The following is a 24028-nucleotide window of genomic DNA, read 5'->3' as shown; positions in this document are numbered from 1 at the left end:
CCTGCCCGGCATCACCATGTCCGGCAAGCTGTACGACTCCGCGCTCGGCCTGGTCCTCATCCACGTGGCCTTCCAGTCCGGCTTCTGCGCCTTCGTGCTCAGCAACTACATGCGCTCCCTGCCGCACGAACTGACCGAGGCGGCCCTCGTCGACGGTGCGTCGGTGTGGCGCCTGTACTGGCAGATCGTGCTGCCGCTGTGCAAGCCCGCGATGGCCGCCCTGGCGACGTTGCTGTCCATCTGGATCTACAACGACTTCTTCTGGGCCCTGGTGCTGATCTCCACCGGCGAGAACATGCCGATCACCTCGGCGCTGAACAACCTCTCCGGCCAGTACTTCACCGACCCCAACCTCGTCGCCGCCGGCGCCCTGCTCACCGCCATCCCCACGCTGATCGTGTACTTCGCACTCCAGCGGCAGTTCGTCAGCGGCCTGACCCTCGGCGCCAACAAGGGCTGACCGGCCACTTCTGAGAGAGAACCCTTCGTGCACCACCCCTTCACCCACGTGGCCTCCGTGCCCGTGGACACCAGTACGGCACGGGTCCATGAGGAGGGCTGGCAGTCCTGGAGCCCCAGCGGCTCCTACGCCCTCGACGCGACCCCGTACCGTCCGACCAGCGACAACTGGGCCACGGTCTGCTACCGCCCAGGGGTCACCGTGCCCGCCGGCACCTTCCAGGGCGAGGGCCTGCTGGCCCTCGACCCGGGCGACGGCACACCGGTCCGGCTGTGGGCCGCCGCCGACCCCGTGCACGAGGTCCCGTCCGTCCGCCTCGTGGTACGGGACGGGATCGCCGAGGTCAGCGCCGACGGCCCGGTGAAGGAGTGGACCGGCACGGACGTCCAGGCGGTGCTGGGCGAGTGGGCGGCGAGCCTTGGCCTCGCGGCCCCCCGCCCGGCCCCCACCGTCTGGTGCTCCTGGTACGAGTACTTCACCTCCGTCACCGAGGACGACATCCACGAGAACATCCGTGCGATGGACACCCTCGACCTCCCCATCGACGTCGTGCAGATCGACGACGGCTACCAGAAGGCCCTCGGCGACTGGCTCACCCTCTCCGGCCGCTTCCGCTCCCGCGCGGGCATCGCCGACACCATCCGGGCCCGGGGCCGCCGCGCCGGCATCTGGACGGCCCCCTTCCTCGTCGACCCGTCGAGCACCCTGGCCGCCGAGCACTCGGAGTGGCTGGTCAGGGACTCAGCGGGCCGGCAGCTGCACGCCGGCCACAACTGGGGCCACGACCTGTACGTCCTCGACACCACCCACCCCGAGGCCGCGGCGTACCTCACCGAGGTCTTCACCACCCTGCGCGCCGAGGGCTACGACTACTTCAAGGTCGACTTCCTGTACGCGGGCGCGCTGGACGGCGTACGCCACGCCTCCGTGGACGCCCTCACGGCGTACCGCCAGGGCATCGAACTGATCCGCGCCGCCATCGGCCCCGAGGCCTACCTCCTGGGCTGCGGCGCGCCGATCCTGCCGTCCATCGGCCTGTTCGACGCGATGCGGGTCAGCCCCGACACGGCTCCGCACCGCCGCCCCGAGGCCGACGACCACAGCCAGCCCGGCCAGGACCCCGCCGAGTTCACCGGCGTCGGCCGCCAGTGGCAGCACGGCCGCCTCTGGGTGAACGACCCCGACTGCCTGATGGCTCGCCCCGCCGTGGAGACGCGCGAGCGCTGGGCGGCGCACGTCGAGGCCACCGGAGGCCTGATGGCCTCCAGCGACCGCCTGCTCTCCCTGGACCCCTGGGGCGTGGAAACGACCCGCCGACTGCTGACGAAGGGCCCGGAGGCCTCCGAATGAAGCGCGAACTGAACGTCCCCGGCCTCGCCTACGGCGGCGACTACAACCCCGAGCAGTGGCCCGAGGAGGTCTGGGCCGAGGACGTACGCCTCATGCGGGAGGCGGGCGTGAACATGGTCAGCGTCAACATCTTCTCCTGGGCGCTCCTCGAGCCGCGCGAGGGCGAGTACGACTTCACCCGCCTCGACAAGATCCTCGCGCTGCTCCACGAGAACGGCATCGCCGCCGACCTGGCGACCCCGACGGCGGCCCCGCCGGCCTGGTTCTTCGTCCAGCACCCGGACGCCCTGCCGGTCGACAAGGACGGCCGCACCCTCTCGTACGGCAGCCGCCAGACCTTCTGCCCCTCCAGCCCCGCCTACCGCGAGGCCGCCCTGCGGATCGCCCGGGTGCTGGGCGAGCGGTACGCCGACCACCCGGCCGTCGTGATGTGGCACGTCCACAACGAGTACGGCTGCCACAACGGCGAGTGCCACTGCGACACCAGCGCGGCGGCGTTCCGCGTCTGGCTGCGGGAGAAGTACGACGACGACCTGGCGGCGCTCAACGACGCCTGGGGCACGACGTTCTGGAGCCAGTGGTACTACGACTGGGACGAGATCATCCCGCCGCGTGCGACGGGCGCGGTGCCGAACCCGACACACCAGCTGGACTGGCGCCGCTTCTGCTCCGACGCGCTGCTGTCGCTGTGCAAGGCGGAGCGGGAGGTGCTGCTGGAGGCGGCCCCCACCACCCCCGCCACCACCAACTTCATGGTGATGTTCAACTTCGACAGGCTGGACTACTGGCGCTGGGCGCCGGAGCTGGACATCGTCTCCAACGACCACTACCTCCAGTCGGCGGACCCCGAGTCGCAGATCGACATCGCCCTCAGCGGCGACCTGGTGCGCTCCCTGGCCGGCGGCAGCCCGTGGCTGCTGATGGAACACTCCACCGGCGCGGTCAACTGGCAGCCCGTCAACCGCGCCAAGACCGCCGGCGAGATGCGCCGCAACGCCCTCGCCCACGTGGCCCGCGGCGCCGACGGCATCGCCTACTTCCAGTGGCGCGCCGCCAAGGCGGGCGCCGAGCAGTGGCACTCCGCGATGCTCCCGCACGCCGGCACCGACAGCCAGATCTGGCGCGACGTGGTCCGACTGGGCGCGGATCTGCGGTCGTTGGCGGAGGTCCGGGGCAGCGGGGGCGTGGCCGAGGTCGCGATCGTCTGGGACTGGAACGCCTGGTGGGCGCTGGAACTCCCCTCCCAGCCCAGCGAAGAGGTCCGCTACCAGGACCTGATCCGCGCCTGGTACGAGCCGCTGTGGCGGGCCGGTGTGGCGGTGGACTTCGTCCGCCCCGACGCCGACCTCTCCGCCTACAAGCTGGTGCTGGCCCCCAGCCTCTACCTGGTGGACGACGAGGGCGCGGCGAACCTCACCGGCTACGCGCAGACCGGCGGCTCCCTCGCCGTCGGCTTCCACAGCGGCGCGGTGGACGAGAACTGCCACATCCGGCTCGGCGGCTACCCGGGCGCGTTCCGCGAGGCGCTGGGCGTCCGCACGGACGAACTCTTCCCCCTCCTGCCGGGTGAGTCGGTGGGCCTCAGTGACGGCGGCACGGCGTCCCTGTGGTCGGAGCGGGTCGCCCTGGCGGGCGCGGAGGCGGTGACGTCGTACACCTCCGGCCCCCTGACCGGAATCCCGGCGGTCACCCGGCACACCCACGGCTCGGGCACGGCCTGGTACGTCGCCACCCGCCCGGACCCGACGACCCTCGCCTCCCTCCTGGACCGTATCCGCGAGGAGGCGGGGGTGACGTCGGTGCGCCCGACCCCCGAGGGTGTGGAGGCGGCCCTGCGCCGGGGCCCGGAGGCGGACTACCTCTTCCTGATCAACCACGGCGACGCCGACGCCGAGGTCGAGGTCGCCGCCGGTTCCGTCGACCTGCTGACGGGCAAGTCCGTCACCACGGCCGACGCCCCGGCGACCGTGCTGGTCCCGGCCGGTGACGTGGTGGTCGTCCGCGAACCCCGCTGACCCGCTCACGACACCACAGGGCCGCGGCTCCTCCGGGGGCGCGGCCCTGTGGCGTGCAGAAGGTGCCCATGCGCCACGTCACGCCCAGCCGTACAGGGACATCCGGGGGCCGTCGGCGAGGTAGCCGCGCAACGCGCCGGCGTTGCCCTCCACGAAGTCCTCGGGGAGGGAGTCGGTGGCGAACCAGCGGACCTGCGAGTGCTTGTGCGGTTCCCGGTTCTCGGGCTCGCCCGTCCACTCGTGGGCGACGAACACGACGGTGAGATAGCCGTCCGGGGCCTCGACGCCGCGGGCCGCGTGGATGAGGTGCACGACCTCCAGCGCCTCCGGCTTCACGGTCAGCCCGGTCTCCTCGTACAGCTCCCGCACGGCGGTCCCGGTGACGGGTTCTCCGGGCTCGCTCTTCCCGACGGGCAGATCCCACCTCCCCCGGGCGAACCTGGCGTGCTCACCCCGCTGAAGGAGGAGGACCCGGCCCGCGGCCCGGTCGTGGACGATGACGGCGGCGACCAACAGCGTCACGGGCACGCCCCTTTCCTGTTCGGCAGGCCCTAGCATGACGCGTATGGAGTGCTTCGCGTCCTGGCGTACCCGCCACTGAGGTCGGCCCCCCGACACGTCTCGTGTGATCGGCGGGCCAGAGGTGTCCCTTTCCTCCCTCAGGTTCCGAGAGGTCCACTCCATGCTCATTCGCGCATACGCCGGGGACGACCTGGCACGACTGACCGAACTCACCATCGGCACGTTCCGCCCGTTCTTCGAGGACTCCGTCGGCACGGTCCTCGACGGGCTCGTCCTCACCACGCTGCACGCCGACTGGCGTGACGACTACCGTGCCCTTGTCCCCACCCTGCACGACCCGGCCGAGCACAAGTACGTCGCGGTGGCCGAGTCCGCCGACGGCGTGATCGCCGGGTACGTCGCCTGGCAGGCCGACCTCGCCCGGCACCACGGCGAGATCACCCTGCTCGCCGTGGACGAGCGGCACCGCGGCGGGGGCACGGCCACCGCCCTGTGCGAGCACGCCTTCGCCGACCTGCGCGGACGCGGCACGAAGCTCGTCGAGATCGGCACCGGCGGCGACGCCTTCCATGCCCCCGCCCGCGCCCTCTACGAGAGCCTCGGCTGCGCCCTGTTCCCCACGGTGCACTACTACCGCCGGCTCTGACCGCCGACGTCCGAGGCGCGGCGCTCCCCTATGCGCGCCGCGCCCCGGTCCCCCGCTCCCCGTTCCCCCGTTCCCCCGGGGGGCTTCCCCTGCCCCCGGTCCTGTGGCCGCTACGCCGAGGTCGTCACCAGCGGCGGCAGGGCACCCGTCTTGGCCGCCTGGCTGTACCAGTACGCGCTCGACTTCGGCGTACGGGTGAGGGTCGCGTAGTCGACGTACACGGCACCGAACCGCTTCCCGTACCCGTACGCCCACTCGAAGTTGTCCATGAGCGACCAGAGGTAGTAGCCGCGGACGTCCGCCCCCTCGGCGATCGCGCGGCGGACCGCGCGCAGGTGGCCGTGGAGGTAGGCGATGCGCTCGGGGTCGTGGACGCGGCCGTCGGAGTCCATCTTGTCGTCGTACGCGGCGCCGTTCTCCGTCACGTACATCGGCAGCCCCGGAGTCTCCCGCGCGTACCGCATGATCAGCTCGTGCAGGCCCGTCGGGTCGATGGTCCAGCCCATCTCCGTGCGCTCGCCCGGCGTCTGGTGGAACAGGACGTCGTCCGCGCCCGGCCACGGCGAGTGGTTGCTCGCCCCGTGGCCGTCGGCCCGGGGGCCCTTCATGTCGGCGTCCGCCGCGCCCACCAGCGTCGGGGTGTAGTAGTTCAGCCCCAGCGCGTCCAGCGGCTGGTTGGCCGTCGTCACGTCACCGTCCTGCACGAACGACCAGTCCGTCAGCGACGAGGTGGCCGCGAACAGGCTCTCCGGGTAGGCGCCGTGCAGCATCGGGCCGTGGAAGACACCGTTGGCCAGGTCGTCGATCTTCTTCGCCGCCGCCACGTCCTCGGGGGAGTTCGTGATCGGCCGCACCACCGAGGAGTTCAGGCTCACCGCGATCGCGTTGCGGGCGGGCATCACCGAGCGGAGCGCCGCGACGCCCAGCCCGTGCGCCACGTTCAGATGGTGGGCCGCGCGCAGGGACGCCACCGGGTCCGTACGGCCCGGCGCGTGCACCCCGGAGCCGTAGCCGAGGAACGCGGTGCACCACGGCTCGTTGAGGGTGATCCACTGCTCGACCCGGTCGCCCAGCGCCTCGCCCACGATCCGCGCGTACTCGGCGAAGCGGTGCACGATGTCCCGCTCGGGCCAGCCGCCCGCGTCCTCCAACTCCTGCGGGAGGTCCCAGTGGTAGAGGGTGACGGCTGGCTTGATGCCCTTGTCCAGCAGCTCGTCGACCAGCCGGCGGTAGAAGTCCAGGCCCTTCTGGACGGCGGGGCCCCGGCCGGTCGGCTGCACCCGCGACCAGGAGATGGAGAAGCGGTACGAGTTGAGGCCGAGGTCGGCCATCATCGCCACGTCGTCGCGGTAGCGGTGGTAGTGGTCGACAGCGATGTCACCGGTCTCGCCACCGGCGGTCTTGCCGGGGGTGTGGCTGAAGGTGTCCCAGATGGAGGGCGTACGGCCGTCCTCCCGCACCGCTCCCTCGATCTGGTAGGCGGAGGTGGCCGCGCCCCAGAGGAAGGCGGAAGGAAACGTCACCGGGGTGACCGGGTTCACGGGTTCAGGCATGGAAGCGCTCCCATAGTGGTCGTCACAGACCGACAGTGGTGGGTGGGGGGACGGACGTACGGGGGGCCGGGGCGGCGATGGCCCAGCCCCCGAGGGGGTTCTGCGGTGCGTGCCCGGCGGCGGGCCGGGTCACCCCTTGATCGCGCCCTGCATGATGCCGCCGACGATCTGCTTGCCGAACAGGAGGAAGGCGATCAGCAGCGGCAGCGTGCCGAGCAGCGCACCCGCCATGATCACCGACTGGTCGGGGATGTAGCCGGTGCCGAGGGCGTTGAGGGCCACCTGGACCGTCGGGTTCTGCTGGTTCAGCGCGAGGATGGGCCACAGGAAGTCGTTCCAGGCCATCACGAAGGTCAGCAGCCCGAGCACCGCCATCGCCGGCCGCGCCGCCGGGAAGACGACGTGCCACACGATCCGCAGACTGCTCGCGCCGTCGACGCGGGCCGCCTCGATCAGCTCGGAGGGCAGCGCCTGGATCAGGTACTGCCGCATGAAGAACGTGCCGAACGCACTGACCAGCGTGGGCAGGATGACCGTCTGCAGCTGGTTGGACCAGTTCAGGTCGCTCATCCACAGATACAGCGGGACGACGGCCAGCTGCGGCGGGATCATCATCGTGCCGATGGTCAGCAGCAGCAGAACGCTGGAGAACCGGAACCGCAGCTTGGCGAAGGCGAACCCGGCGAGCGTGGAGAACAGCACCGTACCGATGGTGATCGTCCCGGCCACGAGCGTCGTGTTGAGCATCGCGGTGCCGAGCCCGGCCTGCTCCCAGGCGGTCTCCAGGTTCTTGAACAGGTTGCCGCCGAACCACAGCGGCGGCGGCGCCTCGGCGAGCCGCTGGCTGGTGCGCGAGGCCGCGATCGCCGTCCACAGCAGGGGCGCCAGAGAGCCCACGGCGAAGACGGTCAGGACGACATAGGTGAGCGGCCCCGCGTGCATCTGCTTGCCCGCGCCCATCACCCGGCGGCGGCGGGGGGCCTTCGGCTCCGGCGCCCGCTGCGGCTCCCGGGGGCGGGTCAGTTCGCTCGTGGTCATGGGGTCTTCCTCAGCCGTCGGGTGAGCAGCAGGTTGATCGCGGCCACGATCAGCAGGATCAGGAACATCGTCCAGGCGATGGCGGACGCCTTGCCGAGGTTGCCGATCATGAAGCCCTGGTCGTACATGTACAGGCCGAGCGTCTGGTACTGGTGCTCGGAGCCGCCCTTGGAGCCGTCGGCCCCGCCGAACAGCAGGGGCTCACCGAACAGTTGGGTCGCGCCGATCGTGGAGACGACCGCCGTGAACAGGATCGTCGGCCGCAGCTGCGGGATCGTCACATGGATGAACTGCTGCCAGCGGTTCGCGCCGTCGAGGGACGCCGACTCGTACAGATCGCCGGGGATCGCCTGCATCGCCGCGAGGTAGATCAGCGCGTTGTAGCCCGTCCACCGCCAGATCACGATCGTGGAGACCGCGAACTTCGAACCCCAGTTGGACTCACGCCAGTTGACGGGGTCGATCCCGATGAAGTCCAGCAGCCAGTTCACCATGCCGCCGTCCCAGGAGAACAGCAGCACGAACACCAGCGTCGCGGCCGCCACCGACGTGGCGTACGGGGTGAGCATGATGACCCGCCACACCGTCGAGCCGCGCAGCCGGTAGTTGAGCAGGTGCGCGATGCCGATCGCCACCAGCAGCTGCGGCACGGTCGCGATCACGCCGATGGAGAAGGTGACCCAGAGGGAGTTCCAGAAGAAGTCCGAGGACAGCAGGTTCTGGTAGTTGTCCAGGCCCACCCAGGTCTGGTTGTCCAGGTCGGACAGCTGCACGTTGTGCAGCGAGTACCAGCCCGTGTACAGCAGCGGGACGAGCGAGAACGCCCCGAAGATCAGGAAGAAGGGGGAGATGAAGACGTACGGGGACGCCTTCATGTCCCAGCGGTACAGCCGGCTGCGCCACGAGTCGGTGCCGGCCGGCGGCGTACCGCGACCCTGAGCGCCCCGGACCGCGCCCGGCTCATCGCCGGGCGCGGTCTCGGCGCTCGCCGCGGAATGCGCGAGTGCCTCTTTGGAGCTGGTCACTGGCCGAGCACGTCCTTGATCTCCTTGCTGGCGGCCTCCCAGCCCTCCTCAGGGCTCTTGCCCTTCTGCTCGACCTGCACGATGCCGATGTCGGCGATCGCGGTGCCGATCGGCTGGTCCTTGGTGCCGAAGTGCTGCACCGGGATCGTCTTCGCCGAGTCGGAGAAGATCTGCGTCAGCGGCGCGTCGGAGAAGTACGAGGTGGTGTCGGGGCTCGGCTTGAGGGTCGGGTACGCCGACGGGGTCGACGGGAAGCTGGCCTGCTTGGCGAAGACCTTGGCCTGCTGCTCGGGAGCGGTCAGCCACTTCGCCAGCGCGATGGCCTCCTTCTGGTGCTTGCTCGCCGTAGGCACACCGATGAACGCGCCGCCCCAGTTGGCCGCGGTCGGCGCCGCCGCCACGTCCCACTTGCCCTTGCCGGCGTCACCGGACTTCTCCTGGATGTAGCCGATCATCCACGCCGGGCAGGCCACCGTGGCGAAGCTGCCCTTGGCGTACCCCTGGTCCCAGGGCGCCTCGAACTGCTTCAGCTTCGCCGACATGTCGCTGGTCGCCACGGACATGGCCGCGTCCCAGGAGTCCTTCACACCCGTGGACTTCTCCCAGATGGCGTTGCCGTCCTTGTCGTAGTAGCGCTCGGTCGCGCCACCGAGGGCGGCGTTGTAGACGGAGGACGCCGAGTCCACGTACTTGGTGCCCTTCGGCGCCTTCTTCATGTACTCCTTGCCGAGGTCGACGTACTTGCTCCAGTCGCCCTTCCACTGCTCGGCGAGCTTGGTGCGGTCGGTCTCGAGGCCGGCCTTCTCGAACAGGTCCTTGCGGTAGCAGATCGCCATCGGACCGATGTCGGTGCCGAGCCCGATGAGCTTGCCGTCCTTGGTCGTGGCCTGCTGGTTCTTCCAGTCCAGCCACTGCGACTTGTCGACCTCCTTGCCCAGGTCGACGAACTTGTCGCCCTGCGTCTGCACGGCCTCGGTGACGTTGCCGATCTCGATCGCCTGGATGTCGTCGGTGCCGGAGCCGGCCTGCAGCCGGGTGAGCGTCTTGGGCCAGTAGACCGAGGTCTTGGTGGTGACGTTCTCCTTGATGACGATGTCCGGGTTCTGCTTCATGTACTCGTCGTACAGGCCGGCCTGCTTGTAGCCGAAGACTCCGAAGGTGCCGACCGTCAGCGTGGTCTTGCCCTCGGTGTTGCCGTCGCCCTTGTTCGACGAGCCGCCGTCCGAGTCCTCGGCACAGCCGGCCAGCAGCCCCGCGCCCAGGGCGGCGACGGCTGCCAGGACCACCGTCTTGCGGGCGGTTCGGGTACGTGCTCGCATTGCGTCCTCCTGATGCCCTGACGTGCCGACCCCCCGGCCAATGGCGTTGCTGGGCCCGTGTGTTGATGCTGCGGCTCGGGTGGGGAACGTGCGGGTTGTGTAAGTGCCAGGTACTGTGGGAGCGCTCCCACGAGTGATGTGTTGAAGAGTCGTCGGTTCGTGCGGGGGTGTCAAGGGAGCGAGCGCGGAGAGATGTCTTCGGTTATCGGGCTGTTAACTAATCCCGGGGTCGATGGTCGGCCATGCCCGAAAACGGTCGGGTGCGCGGCCCTGCGGGGTGGCGGAGGTCGGCGGCGCGGGGCGGCGGCGACGGGCCGGTGTCGGGCGCCGACGGTGCTCGCTCCTGGGCGTCGGTGGTGCTCGGGCCGGATGCCGGCGGTGCACGGACAGGTGGTCGGTGGTGCACGGACAGGTGGTCGGTGGTGCTCAGGACAGGTGGCGGTGGCGCACGGGCGGGTGTCGGCCGTACGCGGGCCACTGTTTGACTCGTGTAATCAGTCGTCCCGGACGGGATGACATCGGAGCGCCGGGACGGGTGCGGGCCGGCGCCACCGACGGCACCGAAACCCGGGTGGGCACTTCCCGGACGTCGTACGAGGATCAGGACTGTTAGATTCCACGCCAGCGCGGTGTGAACGGGAGGCGACCATGGTGGCAGGCCACGGAGCACGGGGCCGGAGCGGTGGGCGGCCGACGTTGGAAGAGGTCGCCGCACGGGCCGGTGTCGGCCGGGGGACGGTGTCCCGGGTGATCAACGGTTCGCCCCGGGTCAGTGACGCGACCCGCGCGGCGGTCGAGGCGGCCGTCGCGGAGCTCGGCTATGTCCCGAACACGGCGGCCCGCGCGCTCGCGGCGAACCGCACGGACGCGATCGCGATGGTCGTGCCGGAGCCCGAGACCCGCTTCTTCGCGGAACCGTACTTCTCCGACATCCTCAAGGGTGTGGGCGCCCAGCTGTCCGACACGGAGATGCAGCTCCTGCTGATTTTCGCGGGCAGCGACCGGGAGCGCCGCCGGCTGGCCCAGTACCTGGCCGCGCACCGTGTCGACGGGGTCCTCCTGGTCTCGGTCCACGCCGACGACCCGCTCCCGGATCTGCTGTCACAACTGGAGATCCCGGCGGTGATCAGCGGCCCCCGCTCGGAGCACGAGACGCTTCCCTCCGTCGACTCCGACAACTACGGCGGCGGCCGTTCAGCGGTCGAGCACCTGATCGAACGGGGCCGCGCCCGCATCGCTACGATCACCGGCCGGCTGGACGTCTACGGTGCCCAGCGCCGGGTCGTCGGCTACCGCGAGGCCCTCGTCGACGCCGGCCGCGAGGTCGACGAGCGCCTGATCGTCCCCGGCGACTTCACGGAGGAGGGCGGCCGCCGGGCGATGAGGGAACTGCTGTCCTGCTGCCCCGACCTCGACGCGGTCTTCGTCGAGTCCGACGTGATGGCGGCGGGCGCCCGCCAGGTGCTGCGCGAGGCGGGCCGCCGCATACCCGACGACGTCGCCCTCGTCGGCTACGACGACTCGGCGATCGCCCGCCACATGGATCCCCCTCTGACCAGCGTCCGCCAGCCCATAGAGGAAATGGGCCGAGCCATGATCGACCTCCTCCTCGACGAGATCGCGGACCGCCGCCCGGCGGTGTCGAGGGGCTTGGAACGACGCCAGGTAATGCTGCCGACGGAACTGGTGGCACGGGCTTCTTCCTGAAGCACGCCGGCATGTGATCGGCACGGTGGCGAAGGCGGTGGCGTGATGAGTACCTGCGAACCCTCCCGTCGACCGGGACCGCCGCCGGTGATCGTCGGCGACACCGTGCGAGACCGCCCCGGTGCGGCCGGGGCGTGCTGCCGGCAGCCTGGCGTTCATGGAGAGGCTTGGCGGTAGTGGGGGAAAGCGCGGGTGAGCACCCGCTGCTGGGCGTCGACGGTGTCGAAGGCCCCATAGGGGAGTACCTGGCCCGCACCGGCGACGTCTTCCGGGTGTTCGGGAAGCAGGACTCGGGGTGCATGGCCTATGGCGTTCATCTGCCGGACCGCGATGAGCGGTGGTTCGTGAAGACGGCCCTCGACGGGAGGGGGCTGCGGTCGCTGGAGCGGGCATCGGATTTTCACCGGGCCGTGCGGCATCCGGTGATCGTCCCGCAGTCGCATCGGATCGCGTCGCGGGACGGGGCGGCGGTGGTCATGCCCTGGCTGGACGGCGAGGTGCTGTACGACCCGGCGGAGCGCGGCAGGGGAGACCGTACGAACCCCGGCAGTCCTATGGCCCGCTTCCGTTCGCTCCCCGTCGACCGGGTCGAGGCGGCCTTCGCCCGCGTCCTCGACGCTCACCTCGCCGTCGAGGACGCCGGGTACGTCGCCGTGGATTTCTACGACGGCGCCCTGCTGTACGACTTCGCGGCGGCGGAGATGCGGCTGATCGACCTGGACGAGTACCGGCCGGGCCCCTTCGTGCTGGATGCCGAGCGGCTGCCGGGGTCGACTCGTTTCATGGCCCCGGAAGAGTTCGAGCGCGGCGCGACGATCGACAACCGCACCACGGTCCACGCGCTGGGACGCACCGCACGGCTGCTGCTCGACGCGGGGGACGAGGAGCGTGCCTGGCGTGGTACGGCCGCTCAACTCGCCGTCCTGGAGCGGGCCACGCACCCCCATCCCGGTGAACGCTTCGCCGGGGTAAGGGAGTTCAGGGCAGCCTGGCTGAGTAGCTGAGGTCCGTCGCCGTGAGGGAGGTGGGGGTCAGGCGGAGCCACATCGTGCCTCGTTCGGCCGGGTCGTCGTGCAGGTAGTGCACGAAGCGGGTGTCCCAGGTGGCCTCGTCGGCTCCCAGATAGCGGGTCAGTTTGCGGCGTCCCCTCGGCACGTCGAAGGGCACCAGTTCAGCGCGCCCCCGCGCGATCACCTGCTGGACCCGACCCGTCGCGATGTCGCACTCGTCCACCACGAGGGCGAGGCGGGGGTCCTCCTTCACCCGGTCGAACAAGCGGGCCCACGGCCCCGTCAGCACCCAGAAGGCCCCGTCCTCCCAGAGGAACCAGACAGGGCGCACCGTGGGGCCGTTGGTCGCGAGGCGAGCGGTGAGGGGCCGCCGCAGGAAGTCGTCCACGTCGAAGTCAGGAGAGTCCACGGCTCTCATCCTCCGACACCGAACGGTTCCCGCCCAGCGACCTTCGACCTAGGTCTCGGCGTGTGGCGAAGGGGCGCGTGCCACGATGCTCTCTCGACTCACAGCTCTCAGGGGGAACCATGCGCACCCGTGTCACCGCCTTACTCGTCGCGGCGGTCGTCGCGCTCACCGCGTGCACGTCCGACGACGAGCCCGCCGACAAGCCCGGCGACGCTGACGGCAAGCCGTCCGCCGCTGCGAGGCAGCCGAGCGCCGCGCCCAGCCGGCCGGCGATCTCTGCCGCCGACACCGCCGGCCTCGAAGCGGCGGTCCGCGCCTACAACGCCGCGTACTTCGCTAACGACCCCGACAGCGCCCACAGCATGCTGTCCGCACGCTGCCGGAAGCAGATCACGCCCGCCGGCATGGCCGTACTGACCGAACGGGCCGAACAGACCGAGCAGGCCATCGGCGACTCCGAGCCGAAGGACGTGAAGCGGTTCGAGGTCGACGAGATCTCCGGCGACGAGGCGCGCGTCTCGTACGGCGTCGGCATCCCCAAGTTCGACCAGAAGCAGGAGCCGTGGGTGCGCGAGGCCGGGGTCTGGCGCTACGACTCCTGCTGATGGCCATGCCCGGAAGGCCCGACCGTACGGGGTGACGGTCGGGCCGGCGGTAGGGCTGATCTGTGACATGTGGGGGTGCCTGCGGTGGTCGGTTGTCAGCTCGGGGTGTGGGGCGGCAGATGACGTAGGCACTCGGCGACCGCCGCGTCCACGGCGCTTCTGGCGGGCGCGGTCAACAACTGGCCGTAGATCAGGAAGTCTTGCAGCGGCGCCACGACGGACGAGAGCACGGACTCGGTCTCGTGCGGCCGTACCAGGCCGATCGCCTTCCGCAGCTCGATGAGGCCCTCCTCCTCGCGGCCCGTCAGCAGCAGGGTGTCCGCGAGGTCGAAGACGGGCCAGGGGTCCGCTCCCGCCGTGTCCTCCGCGGCGAACCGTGCCAGGTGCTCCAGTCGGCGGAATCTGTCCAGGACAGGCGAGGGGTCGGTTCCGTGGACCCCGTGGAGCAGCAGTTCCACCCTGGCCTCGTTGAGCCGCGGATAGGTGTCGTTGCCACTCAGCGCGACCGCTCGTCGATAGCAGCCGAGGGCCCGCTCCAGTTCGTCGGCGTCGAACCGCTCGGGAGGGTCCCGGCGAGCCAGCCGCCGGTGCAAACCACCCAGGGTGGCCCAGGTCTCCCCGTCGGAGTCGTCGAGTTCGACCGCGCGGGCGAACGCGTCCGCTGCCTCCTGGAGCGCACCTCGTTTGCTGCGCGTAGTGCCCAGCTCACGCCAGCTGGGGGCGTGGTCGGGCCGCAGCCGCACACAGATCCGCAGCATCGCCTCCGCCTCGGCATGGCGGTTCTCCCGGCGCAGCGCGACACCCAGCTCGTGGTGCCCGCGCAGGCTGGACGGATTGCGGGCGACCGCCTCGTGCAGCAACTCGATGCTCCGGCTCTGGTCGTCCCGGCTCAGGGCGAGGGCCGCGTCGATGAGATCCTCGCCCTGCTGTGCCCGCAGGCCCGCGATCTCCGTGGCCAAGCCTTCGTAGTGGGCACGCGGCACCGTCACGTAGGCGGATCCTTCGCGTACGGGGCTGTCCACATGCTCACGCCGGCGCACTCCGCCGACCACTGCCTCGGCGATCTGCCGCTGGGCCTCCTCGAGTTCCTCCGGCATGGGGCCGTAGCCGATCACTCGACTTGCCGCGGCGTTGAACCGAACCTCCCGTACGTCCTGGGCGATCAGCACGGTCACCGCGTCCCGCAGCGCCCAGCGCACCCCGAGCTCCAAGTACACATTGGGGTTGGCGCCGCTCAGGTCGGCAATGTAGACATCGGCCTCCATGGCCTCCCGGAACATCGAGCGGTGAATGGTTCCCATGAACGTCTTCTCCTTCTCGATGACCAGATCCGTCTCACACCCCAACGCTCTGCCGACGCGCGTGGCCACGGGGTCCAGCAGTCGTCGTCGGATCTCCGGGATGTTCGTCCATCGGGCTTCTTCGCCCATCGAGCTGCCGGGCATCGCCACGAAGATGCGCACAGCCGGCGGCTCGTCGAACGGGGACACCCGGGCCGTGTCGTCGGGGCCCGGCGAGGGCGGCGACGCCTGCGTGCGCGGTTGCGGCTGAGACGCCTCGGTCGCCGCCACGGTCTGCTTGGCCGACCTCTGAAGGAGTTGCAGAGCGCTCCAACGATCGCGCCAACTCTCGATCCGGGGGTCGCGCGAGGGAACCGGGCGGTGGTGGCCGCCGTCGGTGAAGCCGAGCAGTGTCTGGACGAGCGAGAGGAGCAGGTCGAGTCGGGGGAGACGTTTGCCGTTGAGTACCTCGCTGACGGTCGACGGGGGCAGGGGGCGCTCGGCCGGGGCATGCCGTTCGATCTCGCGCAGGGCCGGGTTGCCGTGCTGGATCTGCAGTGCCCTCAAGTCCGCGGCCAGTTCGGCGAGCCCTTGCTGGACGTCCACGTGGTCCCCCTCCGATTCCGTCCGGCATGCGTCCTCGGGCAGCGGTTCGGTGTCGTGGAGCGAGTGAACTTCCGGCCGTCCGACGGCGTTCGGGAACGTCCGGCCGTGATCCGCCACATCCGGTGTGCTGCGGGACCGTTCGACTATCTGAGCATTCCCACCGTGCCCGGCTTCACTGGTCGCATGCCGAAGAAAACACATCGCACGAAGCGTCCGACGGTGCATGGAGCGCCTGAGACGGCTCACACGGCTCTCGTCGAGCGCACCCTTGATCTCATTGCCCTCGTGGGCCTGCTCGCGGTGGTCGCCGCGGTGTTCCTGCTGGCCGGTCCCGAGGCCTTCGCGGCTGTCACGTCCGTGGGCACGGGCCTTTTCGCGGCCTGGCGAGGCCATCGCCGACAGACCTGATGGAACGAATCGGCCCCGATCCGCTTGCGCGAACCGGGGCCGATTCTTCAGGGTGAGTGACGGGACTCGAACCCGCGGCATCCTGGACCACAACCAGGTGCTCTACCAGCTGAGCTACACCCACCATGACCGGCGGTTCATCCGAAGGTTTCACCGACCGGCCGAGAAAAAGTGTACAGGGTGTTCAGGGGTGCCCGCGCACACGTTTCGGGTGGGGGGCGGTCGGGGCCCCGTGGGGCCCCGGCGGCGGGGCTACCGCCCGGGCAGGACGTGCTTCGCGGCGATCGTGCGGGCCGTGTCCGAGTCGGGGCCGGGCTGCGGGACGAAGATCGCCTCGCGGTAGTAGCGGAGCTCGGCGATGGACTCGCGGATGTCCGCGAGGGCCCGGTGGTTGCCGTTCTTCTCGGGGCTGTTGAAGTACGCCCGCGGGTACCAGCGGCGGGCCAGCTCCTTGATCGAGGAGACGTCCACGATGCGGTAGTGGAGGTACTCCTCCAGCGTCGGCATGTCCCGCAGGAGGAATCCCCGGTCCGTGCCCACCGAGTTGCCGCACAGCGGGGCCTTGCGCGGTTCCTTCACGTGCTCCCGTACGTACGTGAGGACCTGCTCCTCGGCGTCGTCGAGCGTCGTGCCGCCGGCCAGGGCGTCCAGCAGGCCGGACGCGGTGTGCATCTCGCGCACCACCTCCGGCATCGTCTCCAGCGCCGAGTCCGGCGGGCGGACGACGATGTCGACTCCGTCGCCGAGCACGTTCAGCTCGGAGTCGGTGACGAGGGCGGCCACCTCGATGAGCGCGTCGTCCGACAGCGAGAGGCCGGTCATCTCGCAGTCGATCCACACCATGCGATCGTTCATGTGTCTCACCTTACGGCCCGTGACAGCCGTACGGCCCGGTCCTGCACCAGGGTGATCACAGGGTGATCGGTGCGGGACCGGGCCGTACGTCATACAGCCGTGCGGGCTACGGCGCGCTGCGCTGGCCCGGCAGGCGGCCCGTCGCATACAGCTCCGGCTTGGCGCCCTCCGTGGAGAGGGACGCCGACGGCGCCAGGGCGCTCGCCGCGGCCGTGCGCCGGGCCTGGAGCGGCACCGGCGCGTGCTCCGGCGCCATCGGGGGCGGCCCCGGGACGCCGTGCGGGCCGTCGTGGTGGTCGCCGGCCTTCTCGCCCTGCGGCCGCCGGGCCCGGTACGCGGCCCGGTACGCCGCCGGCGACGAACCCAGCTGCCGCCGGAAGTGCCCGCGCAGCGCCACCGGCGAACGGAAGCCGCACCGCCCCGCGACCTCGTCCACCGAGTAGTCCGACGTCTCCAGCAGCCGCTGCGCCTGCAGTACGCGCTGAGTGATCAGCCACTGCAGGGGAGCGCTCCCGGTGAGCGAGCGGAACCGGCGGTCGAACGTACGACGGCTCATGTACGCGCGCGCCGCGAGCGTCTCCACGTCGAACTGCTCGTGGAGGTGCTCCAGTGCCCAGGCGACGACCTCGGCCAGCGGGTCGGCGCCGATCTCCTCGGGTAAAGATCGATCGAGGTAGCGCTCCTGGCCGCCCGATCGGCGTGGTGGGACCACCAGACGGCGGGCCAGGGCCCCTGCCGCCTCGTTCCCGTGGTCCGTCCGCACGATGTGCAGACAGAGATCGATTCCGGCCGCGGTACCGGCCGAGGTGAGTACGTCCCCGTCGTCCACGAACAGCTCGCGTGGATCGACGTGGACGGACGGATAGCGCTTGGCCAGTGTCGGCGCGTACATCCAGTGCGTCGTCGCGGGCCTGCCGTCCAGCAGGCCGGCGGCGGCCAGCACGAATGCGCCGGTGCACAGGCCGACGATGCGGGCACCCTCTTCGTGCGCTCGGCGCAGTGCGTCGAGCGCTTCCTCCGGTGGCGGTGAGGTGATCGAACGCCATGCGGGCACGACCACCGTGCCCGCCCGCGAGATCGCCTCCAGGCCGTTCGGTGCGGTGAGTTCCAGGCCCCCCGTGGTCCGCAGCGGGCCTTCCTCGCCCGCGCACACCAGCAGGCGGTAGCGCGGTACGCCGGCGTCCTGGCGGTCGATCCCGAACACCGACAGTGGTATGGAACTCTCGAAGATGGGGCCGCCGCTGAACAGCAGCACCGCGACGATCTCCTTGCGGCGTCGCCCGGACAGTTTCCGGGCCGCGGCTTCCGGCGCGGCGGTGGAGTCGTGGCTCATACTGCTAAGCCCCCCTCGGTGGTCGCGGCTCCTCGGTTGTGTCGCTCCTGCACGTTTCCCCTTGGTCCTGCACGAGTCCCCCGCCGTAAGACAGTCATGATCGAATCTACTGTGTCCCGTGGTGCCGGCGTGACCAGATCGCCAACCGGCACATTGTCGACATGGCAACTTGGCGTAAAGCATTCGATCACGAAGCGTTGCACTCGTAGGCCGTGCAGGGAAGTGCGCCTCGTCCCCGTGGCCGGTCCACGTAGGGTGCGCGCGGGCCCTGGACCCCTTTCAGTGCAGGTCGAACGGGGGGTGGAGGGGTGTTCGACCAAGGGATGCGCAGGTGGCCGAAGTTGGCTGAAAAGATACGGGGGTGTGCGCGGAAACCGGTCAGTCGACCGGCGTACTCGCGCCGGAGTTCCGTCCGCCCCCGTGCGCCCCGGAGGCCGGGCGTCCGCGTCGGCCGCGCGAGGAGGCGCGATCTTCGGCCATCGAACGGGTGGCGCCGGCGCGGGCCGCGCGGGCCGCACCGCGCTCGGACTGGCGCAGCAGGACGCGGCAGACGCCGGTGACCGCGGCGAGGCCGAGGGCCGCGCCCGTCGCGCCGGCGAGCGAGGTGCCGTACCAGACGAGGACGACCGGGACGAGGACGCAGCTGAACGCCGCCCAGCGCACCACGTCGGTGGCGGTGTCGGCGGGCGTGGGAGGCGCGGCCGGGGCCGGCGCCGGGGTGGTGGCCGGGGGCGGGGCGGCGGACCCGGCTTCGGAGGCGGGGGCCGCCGCGGGGGCGGGGACGGGCTGGGGCGCGGGGCGCGACGCGGTCCGGTGCGCTGTGCGGTGGGCGGGCACTGCGGGCTCCCTCCTGGCTCCCTCGGGATCGGCTTACGGGGGTTCAACGCGTGTTCGACCCGTCGGTCACTGTGCCGCTCGATCGGGTTGTCGCGCGGCTTGGGGTCGGCGTTCACCTACCCGCGTAAACCGGCTGTACGTGGCAGCAACCATTGCGTTACGGGGCCGTGCTCGTGCATGCTCCCTGGAACCCCGCGCAGCCGGTGCGGGATCTGGGCGGAGGAGGCGTGCGGACGTACCCTTGGGGGTATGGGGTTGGGAAGATGTTTCCCGGACACGGCTCCGCCGCGCACCGACGTCCCATCCACGTCGTCCCATCCACGAGGATCCGAACGCCGAGACACCCATGGCCGGTCACGAATTCTTCGACTCCGCGGACCGCGAGCGGCGGCCCGTCGCCGATCACGCGGCGGCAGAGCCCCTGGCGGCGGAAGAGGCGCGCCCCTCCTGCGATCCCGCCTTCAAGCACGGCGTCGTCGTCGGTTTCGACGGTTCGACGTCCAGTGAGCGTGCCCTCGCGTACGCCATCGGCATGGCCCGCCGCTCCGGTTCGGGCCTGATCATCGTGCACGTCGCCAACCGGCTGCCCACGACCGTGTGGGCCGGCTGCGAGCCGCCCGTCTTCGTCGACGTCCCCGATCACCGCACCGAGGTGCTCGGGCTGGAGCTGGCCTGCGCCGACTATCTCGTCGAGGTGCCCTGGATCCTCGTCGAGCGCGGTGGCGACATCTGCCACGAACTCGAAGAGGTGGGGCGGGAGTACGAGGCCGACGCGATCGTCGTCGGGTCGACGCACGGGATCGTCGGGCGGATCTTCGGGTCCGTCGCGGGCCGGCTCGCCAAGCGGGCGCAGCGGCCGGTCATCGTGATTCCCTGACGTTCGGAACGACCTTCGGAACGACGTTCGGAACGACGTTCGGGAAACGCCCAAGTCTACTGGCGCGTAGGGGTGTTTGTGTCCTTGTGAAGGGCATAACCCGCGTGATGCCGGACCGAGTGGTGTGACGGCCACGGTAGTTGGCAGCGGCGCCGGGATGTATTGGGCGACCCCGGCGTCATCGAACGGACCCCCTTGTGATGGGTGGCATCACGTGGGGGTCCGTCTTCGTTCTCCTGAGGGAGGCGCTCTACTCCACCGTCACCGACTTCGCCAGGTTCCGGGGCTTGTCGATGTCCCGGCCCAGGGCCAACGCCGTGTGGTAGGCGAGGAGTTGGAGGGGGATGCCCATGAGGATCGGGTCCAGCTCGTCCTCGTTCTTCGGGACGACGATCGTCTGGTCGGCCTTCTCCTGCTCCTGGTGGGCGACGGCGAGGATCTTGCCGCTGCGGGCCTTGATCTCCTCCAGGGCGGCGCGGTTCTTCTCCAGCAGGTCGTCGTTCGGGACGATCGCGACCGTCGGCAGGGCGGGCTCGATGAGGGCCAGCGGGCCGTGCTTGAGCTCGGAGGCGGGGTAGGCCTCGGCGTGGATGTAGGAGACCTCCTTGAGCTTCAGGGAGGCCTCGCGGGCCACCGGGTAGCCCCGGACGCGGCCGATGAAGAGCATCGAGCGGGCCTCGGCGTAACTCTCGGCCAGCTTCTTGATCTCCTCCTCCTGCTCCAGCATCTCGGAGATCTGACCGGGGAGCTTGCGCAGGCCCTCGATGATCCGCTTGCCGTCGCGGACGGAGAGGTCACGGGTGCGGCCCAGGTGCAGCGCCAACAGGGCGAAGGCGACGGTGGTGTTGGTGAAGCACTTCGTGGAGACGACGCAGACCTCGGGGCCCGCGTGCACGTAGATGCCGCCGTCCGCCTCGCGGGCGATCGCCGAACCGACCACGTTCACCACACCCAGGACCCGGGCGCCCTTGCGCTTCAGCTCCTGGACGGCCGCCAGCACGTCGTAGGTCTCGCCGGACTGGGAGACGGCGATGTAGAGGGTGTCGGGGTCGACGACCGCGTTGCGGTAGCGGAACTCCGACGCCGGCTCGGCGTCCGCGGGGATGCGGGCCAGCTCCTCGATCATCTGGGCGCCGATCATGCCCGCGTGGTACGAGGTGCCGCAGCCGAGGATCTTCACGCGGCGGATCTGGCGCGCCTCGCGGGCGTCCAGGTTGAGGCCGCCGAGGTGGACGGTGGAGAAGCGGTCGTCGATACGGCCGCGCAGCACGCGGTCCACGGCGTCGGCCTGCTCGTGGATCTCCTTGTGCATGTAGGTGTCGTGGCCGCCCATGTCGTACGAGGCGGCCTCCCACTCCACGGTGGTGGGCTCGGCCGTGGTGCGGGTGCCCTCCGTGGTGTAGGTGCGGAAGTCGTCGGCCTTGAGAGTGGCCATCTCGCCGTCGTCGAGGGTGACGATCTGGCGGGTGTGGGCGACCAGAGCGGCTATGTCCGAGGCGACGAACATCTCCTTCTCGCCGATGCCGAGCACGACGGGGGAGCCGTTGCGGGCGACGACGATACGGTCGTTGAAGTCGGCGTGCATGACGGCGATGCCGTAGGTGCCCTCGACGATCCGCAGCGCCTGGCGGACCTTCTCCTCCAGGGTGGTGGCCTGGGAGCGCGCGATGAGGTGGGTGAGGACCTCGGTGTCGGTCTCGGAGAGGAACTCGACGCCGTCCGCCTCCAGCTTCCTGCGCAGGTCGGAGGCGTTGTCGATGATGCCGTTGTGGACGACGGCGACCTTGTTGTCGCCCGACATGTGCGGGTGGGCGTTCACGTCGGACGGGGCGCCGTGGGTGGCCCAGCGGGTGTGGGCGATGCCGGTGGTGCCCTTGAAGCGCGCGGGGACCTTGGCCTCCAGGTCACGGACCCGGCCCTTGGCCTTGACCATCTTCAGGCCGGCCGTCTTGGGCGAGGTGACGACGATGCCCGCCGAGTCGTAGCCCCGGTACTCCAGGCGCTGCAGGCCCTCCAGGAGCAGCGGCGCCACATCGCGCTTGCCGATGTAACCGACAATCCCGCACATATATACGTATCCCGTTTCAGCCGTAGACGATGCGGCGCAGCTGCCTGAGCGTGAGCTCCGGTGGTGCGACCGCCCGGTATTTCAGGTCCGCCTCGATCTGTTCGAAGATCGTCGCGTTGACCAGGCCCTGGGCCTGGAGCTCGCGGTGGCGGCGACGGACGAAGTCCTCAGTCGTCTCGTCGAAGTAGGCGAGCACGTCCTGGATCACACGCAGCGCCTCGCCCCGGTTGAGGGGCGAGGATCGCGTCAGGTGATCAACGAGTTCGTCGTGCACTCGGTAGATCCTGGGGCACCACAGAGTGATGTGCAAGAAATCTGCCCGAAATCGGGCAGGGGTGTGTTGAATCTCTTTGGGAGAACATTGGATCTGTCATGAGGACCTGTTCGTGCGCTGTCCACCCGGCGTCCGGCAGCCCGTCGCCTGAGGCGACGACTTTCGGACGCCATGGACATTCCTCGCATGGGCGTACCCGAGCGGCTGGCCGAGCGCATGAGCATGGCCGAGCAGCACGAGTACCTGCGCTCCACGTTCTCCCGACGCTCGATGATCAGAGGCGGCGCGGTCACCCTCGGCGCCGTCACCGGTGGCGTGTTCGTCCCGGCCACGGCCCGGGCCGCCGCCCCGACCGGCCCGGCCGCCCTCCGGACCACCTCCGTCCCGACCCTGGCCGGTACCGGCACCGAGCGCGTCGACGGCTCTCTCGTCGCCCCCTTCGGCCGCCATCTCGCCTTCGGCAACGACCCCCGCACCGAGGTCACCGTCTCGTGGCAGGTCCCGGTCGCCGTCCGGAAGCCGTTCATCCGGATCGGCGCCCACCCCCAGGACCTCTCCCGTCGCATCGACGCCGAGGTCCGCACCCTCTTCACCCCGGCCGGCGTCGGCGCGAGCGGCGACCACACGCAGTACTACGTGCACGCGAAGCTCACCCACCTCAAGCCCGGCCGCACCTACTACTACGGCGTCGGCCACACCGGCTTCGACCCGGCCGAACCGCACCTGCTGGGCACCCTCGGCACCTTCACCACCGCCCCCGCCCCCGCCGACAAGGAGCCCTTCACCTTCACCGCCTTCGGCGACGAGGGCGTCGGCTACCACGGCCTCGCCAACAACAGCCTGCTGCTCGGCCAGAACCCGGCCTTCCACCTGCACGCCGGCGACATCGCCTACGCCGACCCGGCGGGACAGGGCAAGACCGCCGACACCGGCTTCGACTCCCGGGTGTGGGACCAGTTCCTGGCCCAGACCGAGTCCGTCGCCAAGTCCGTGCCGTGGATGCCCGCGTACGGCAACCACGACATGGAGGCCTGGTACTCGCCCAACGGCTACGGAGGCGAGGAGGCCCGCTGGAACCTCCCCGACAACGGCCCCGACCGGAAGAACCTGCCGGGCGTCTACTCCTTCGTCTACGGCAACACGGCCGTCATCTCCCTCGACGCCAACGACATCTCCTTCGAGATCCCGGCCAACCTCGGCATCTCCGGCGGCACCCAGACGACGTGGCTCCAGGCGCAGCTGAAGAAGTTCCGGGCCTCCCGCGACATCGACTTCGTCGTCGTCTTCTTCCACCACTGCGCGTACTGCACATCCACGGCGCACGCCTCGGAAGGCGGCGTGCGACAGGAGTGGGTGCCGCTGTTCGAGAAGTACTCGGTGGACCTGGTCATCAACGGGCACAACCACCAGTACGAGCGCACCGACGTCATCAAGGGCGGCGCGGTCGCCAAGAAGCTGCCGATCGGCGGCACGGTCTACCCGGAGACCGAGGGCGTGGTGTACGTCACGGCGGGCGCGGCCGGCCGCAGTCTGTACGCGTTCAGTGCCGCGCAGTCGTACGAGGGGCACGAGGACGAGGTCGAGTCGGTGGCCTCCTTCGTCAACGTGAAGGAGGGCAAGCAGAACGAGACGGTCGCCTGGTCGCGGGTGCGCTACCTCGACTACTCCTTCCTCCGGGTGGACGTGAAGCCCGCGCCGAAGGGGCACCACACCACGCTCACCGTGAGCGGCATCGCCGAGACGGGCGCGCGGATCGACCACTTCACGGTGGCACGCCGGGCCAAGTGACCGCCGGTCGCCGTCACTTACCCCGGGTGACCTCGTGGCGGTC

Annotated in this window: 22 protein-coding genes and 1 tRNA gene; 10 read left to right on the top strand and 13 right to left on the bottom strand. The window is 70.2% G+C overall.

Translation table 11 applies throughout. The annotated features are described in order from the left end of the window. The 3 genes from HW837_RS38665 to HW837_RS38655 all read left to right on the top strand — a co-directional run. Positions 1-460, top strand: a 460-nt coding sequence (locus HW837_RS38665; RefSeq protein WP_193382434.1) for a carbohydrate ABC transporter permease, incomplete at its 5' end; no start/stop codon positions are given. A 27-nt stretch (positions 461-487) separates the two neighbouring features. Further along, complete coding sequence (locus HW837_RS38660; RefSeq protein ID WP_045557727.1) at positions 488-1810, top strand: glycoside hydrolase family 36 protein; 1323 nt, start codon at positions 488-490, stop codon at positions 1808-1810. Next, a complete protein-coding gene (locus HW837_RS38655; RefSeq protein WP_193381041.1) occupies positions 1807-3825 on the top strand; it encodes a beta-galactosidase in 2019 nt (672 codons plus the stop codon). The genes HW837_RS38660 and HW837_RS38655 overlap by 4 nt, the downstream gene beginning before the upstream one ends. A 78-nt stretch (positions 3826-3903) precedes the next feature. Here HW837_RS38655 and HW837_RS38650 read toward each other — a convergent pair whose 3' ends face one another. After that, positions 3904-4383 (bottom strand): NUDIX domain-containing protein, encoded by a 480-nt coding sequence (locus HW837_RS38650; RefSeq protein WP_193381042.1) that lies wholly within the window; start codon positions 4381-4383, stop codon positions 3904-3906. Between the two features lie 124 nt (positions 4384-4507). Here HW837_RS38650 and HW837_RS38645 point away from each other — a divergent pair, with 124 nt between their 5' ends. Then, a complete protein-coding gene (locus tag HW837_RS38645) occupies positions 4508-4993 on the top strand; it encodes a GNAT family N-acetyltransferase (protein ID WP_193381043.1) in 486 nt (161 codons plus the stop codon). Between the two features lie 110 nt (positions 4994-5103). Here the strand turns inward: HW837_RS38645 and HW837_RS38640 are convergent, their stop codons facing one another. The 4 genes from HW837_RS38640 to HW837_RS38625 form a co-directional block, all read right to left on the bottom strand. Further along, positions 5104-6546 carry a GH1 family beta-glucosidase gene (locus HW837_RS38640; protein ID WP_093791016.1) on the bottom strand — a complete coding sequence of 481 codons (1443 nt, stop codon included), beginning with the start codon at positions 6544-6546 and terminating at the stop codon, positions 5104-5106. A 129-nt stretch (positions 6547-6675) separates the two neighbouring features. Next, positions 6676-7584, bottom strand: coding sequence for a carbohydrate ABC transporter permease (locus HW837_RS38635; RefSeq protein WP_079158260.1), 909 nt, complete (start codon positions 7582-7584; stop codon positions 6676-6678). Next, positions 7581-8609 carry a carbohydrate ABC transporter permease gene (locus tag HW837_RS38630; RefSeq protein WP_045557722.1) on the bottom strand — a complete coding sequence of 343 codons (1029 nt, stop codon included), beginning with the start codon at positions 8607-8609 and terminating at the stop codon, positions 7581-7583. Before HW837_RS38630 ends, HW837_RS38635 begins: the two co-directional genes overlap by 4 nt. Beyond that, positions 8606-9928, bottom strand: a complete 1323-nt coding sequence (locus tag HW837_RS38625) for an ABC transporter substrate-binding protein (protein WP_193381044.1) — start codon at positions 9926-9928, stop codon at positions 8606-8608. The genes HW837_RS38630 and HW837_RS38625 overlap by 4 nt, the downstream gene beginning before the upstream one ends. A 651-nt stretch (positions 9929-10579) precedes the next feature. On the opposite strand from HW837_RS38625, the gene HW837_RS38620 reads away from it, so the two are divergent. Continuing rightward, a complete protein-coding gene (locus HW837_RS38620) occupies positions 10580-11635 on the top strand; it encodes a LacI family DNA-binding transcriptional regulator (protein WP_045557800.1) in 1056 nt (351 codons plus the stop codon). Between the two features lie 167 nt (positions 11636-11802). After that, entirely contained in the window at positions 11803-12639 is an 837-nt protein-coding gene (locus HW837_RS38615; protein WP_093791015.1) for a serine/threonine protein kinase, read from the top strand. On the opposite strand, the gene HW837_RS38610 is transcribed toward HW837_RS38615, so the two are convergent. Further along, positions 12614-13033, bottom strand: coding sequence for a pyridoxamine 5'-phosphate oxidase family protein (locus HW837_RS38610; protein WP_371271554.1), 420 nt, complete (start codon positions 13031-13033; stop codon positions 12614-12616). The genes HW837_RS38615 and HW837_RS38610 overlap by 26 nt on opposite strands. Before the next feature lie 140 nt (positions 13034-13173). On the opposite strand from HW837_RS38610, the gene HW837_RS38605 reads away from it, so the two are divergent. Continuing rightward, positions 13174-13659: a hypothetical protein gene (locus HW837_RS38605; protein ID WP_093791013.1), complete on the top strand. Its 486-nt coding sequence runs from the start codon at positions 13174-13176 to the stop codon at positions 13657-13659. 95 nt (positions 13660-13754) lie between these two features. Here the strand turns inward: HW837_RS38605 and HW837_RS38600 are convergent, their stop codons facing one another. Then, complete coding sequence (locus HW837_RS38600) at positions 13755-15545, bottom strand: tetratricopeptide repeat-containing protein (protein ID WP_143110754.1); 1791 nt, start codon at positions 15543-15545, stop codon at positions 13755-13757. A 105-nt stretch (positions 15546-15650) separates the two neighbouring features. Here HW837_RS38600 and HW837_RS38595 point away from each other — a divergent pair, with 105 nt between their 5' ends. Continuing rightward, the gene (locus HW837_RS38595) at positions 15651-15953 is read left to right on the top strand and encodes a hypothetical protein (RefSeq protein WP_143110753.1); all 303 of its coding nucleotides are present in this window, start codon (positions 15651-15653) and stop codon (positions 15951-15953) included. Between the two features lie 51 nt (positions 15954-16004). On the opposite strand, the gene HW837_RS38590 is transcribed toward HW837_RS38595, so the two are convergent. From HW837_RS38590 to HW837_RS38575, 4 genes are all read right to left on the bottom strand, one after another. Then, a tRNA-His gene (locus HW837_RS38590) sits at positions 16005-16077 on the bottom strand. 128 nt (positions 16078-16205) lie between these two features. Beyond that, a complete protein-coding gene (gene orn / locus HW837_RS38585; RefSeq protein ID WP_045557715.1) occupies positions 16206-16808 on the bottom strand; it encodes an oligoribonuclease in 603 nt (200 codons plus the stop codon). A 106-nt stretch (positions 16809-16914) separates the two neighbouring features. Continuing rightward, positions 16915-18141, bottom strand: a complete 1227-nt coding sequence (locus HW837_RS38580) for a helix-turn-helix domain-containing protein (RefSeq protein ID WP_045557714.1) — start codon at positions 18139-18141, stop codon at positions 16915-16917. A gap of 378 nt (positions 18142-18519) precedes the next feature. Next, complete coding sequence (locus HW837_RS38575) at positions 18520-18807, bottom strand: hypothetical protein (protein WP_086784109.1); 288 nt, start codon at positions 18805-18807, stop codon at positions 18520-18522. Positions 18808-19324: 517 nt separating this feature from the next. Between HW837_RS38575 and HW837_RS38570 the strand changes: the two genes are divergently transcribed. Beyond that, positions 19325-19855 carry a universal stress protein gene (locus HW837_RS38570; RefSeq protein ID WP_045557712.1) on the top strand — a complete coding sequence of 177 codons (531 nt, stop codon included), beginning with the start codon at positions 19325-19327 and terminating at the stop codon, positions 19853-19855. Between the two features lie 250 nt (positions 19856-20105). Here HW837_RS38570 and glmS read toward each other — a convergent pair whose 3' ends face one another. Further along, positions 20106-21923 carry a glutamine--fructose-6-phosphate transaminase (isomerizing) gene (gene glmS, locus HW837_RS38565; protein WP_045557711.1) on the bottom strand — a complete coding sequence of 606 codons (1818 nt, stop codon included), beginning with the start codon at positions 21921-21923 and terminating at the stop codon, positions 20106-20108. A 16-nt stretch (positions 21924-21939) separates the two neighbouring features. Next, positions 21940-22197 (bottom strand): hypothetical protein, encoded by a 258-nt coding sequence (locus HW837_RS38560; protein WP_045557710.1) that lies wholly within the window; start codon positions 22195-22197, stop codon positions 21940-21942. Between the two features lie 186 nt (positions 22198-22383). Between HW837_RS38560 and HW837_RS38555 the strand changes: the two genes are divergently transcribed. Further along, positions 22384-23985, top strand: a complete 1602-nt coding sequence (locus tag HW837_RS38555; RefSeq protein WP_193381046.1) for a purple acid phosphatase family protein — start codon at positions 22384-22386, stop codon at positions 23983-23985. Positions 23986-24028: the final 43 nt, after the last annotated feature.

It is taken from the genome of Streptomyces caniscabiei, from assembly GCF_014930365.1.
Taxonomy (GTDB): Bacteria; Actinomycetota; Actinomycetes; order Streptomycetales; family Streptomycetaceae; genus Streptomyces; species Streptomyces caniscabiei.
This window is presented reverse-complemented; position numbering and strand designations above follow the sequence as displayed.

What these genes read in the sequence shown, in the direction of transcription:
- HW837_RS38655 (WP_193381041.1), top strand. Translation starts at nt 1,807, where the DNA reads ATGAAGCGCGAACTGAACGTCCCCGGCCTCGCCTACGGCGGCGACTAC.
- HW837_RS38650 (WP_193381042.1), bottom strand. Translation starts at nt 4,383, where the DNA reads ATGCTAGGGCCTGCCGAACAGGAAAGGGGCGTGCCCGTGACGCTGTTG.
- HW837_RS38645 (WP_193381043.1), top strand. Translation starts at nt 4,508, where the DNA reads ATGCTCATTCGCGCATACGCCGGGGACGACCTGGCACGACTGACCGAA.
- HW837_RS38640 (WP_093791016.1), bottom strand. Translation starts at nt 6,546, where the DNA reads ATGCCTGAACCCGTGAACCCGGTCACCCCGGTGACGTTTCCTTCCGCC.
- HW837_RS38635 (WP_079158260.1), bottom strand. Translation starts at nt 7,584, where the DNA reads ATGACCACGAGCGAACTGACCCGCCCCCGGGAGCCGCAGCGGGCGCCG.
- HW837_RS38625 (WP_193381044.1), bottom strand. Translation starts at nt 9,928, where the DNA reads ATGCGAGCACGTACCCGAACCGCCCGCAAGACGGTGGTCCTGGCAGCC.
- HW837_RS38605 (WP_093791013.1), top strand. Translation starts at nt 13,174, where the DNA reads ATGCGCACCCGTGTCACCGCCTTACTCGTCGCGGCGGTCGTCGCGCTC.
- orn (WP_045557715.1), bottom strand. Translation starts at nt 16,808, where the DNA reads ATGAACGATCGCATGGTGTGGATCGACTGCGAGATGACCGGCCTCTCG.
- HW837_RS38580 (WP_045557714.1), bottom strand. Translation starts at nt 18,141, where the DNA reads ATGAGCCACGACTCCACCGCCGCGCCGGAAGCCGCGGCCCGGAAACTG.
- HW837_RS38570 (WP_045557712.1), top strand. Translation starts at nt 19,325, where the DNA reads ATGGCCGGTCACGAATTCTTCGACTCCGCGGACCGCGAGCGGCGGCCC.
- glmS (WP_045557711.1), bottom strand. Translation starts at nt 21,923, where the DNA reads ATGTGCGGGATTGTCGGTTACATCGGCAAGCGCGATGTGGCGCCGCTG.
- HW837_RS38555 (WP_193381046.1), top strand. Translation starts at nt 22,384, where the DNA reads ATGGGCGTACCCGAGCGGCTGGCCGAGCGCATGAGCATGGCCGAGCAG.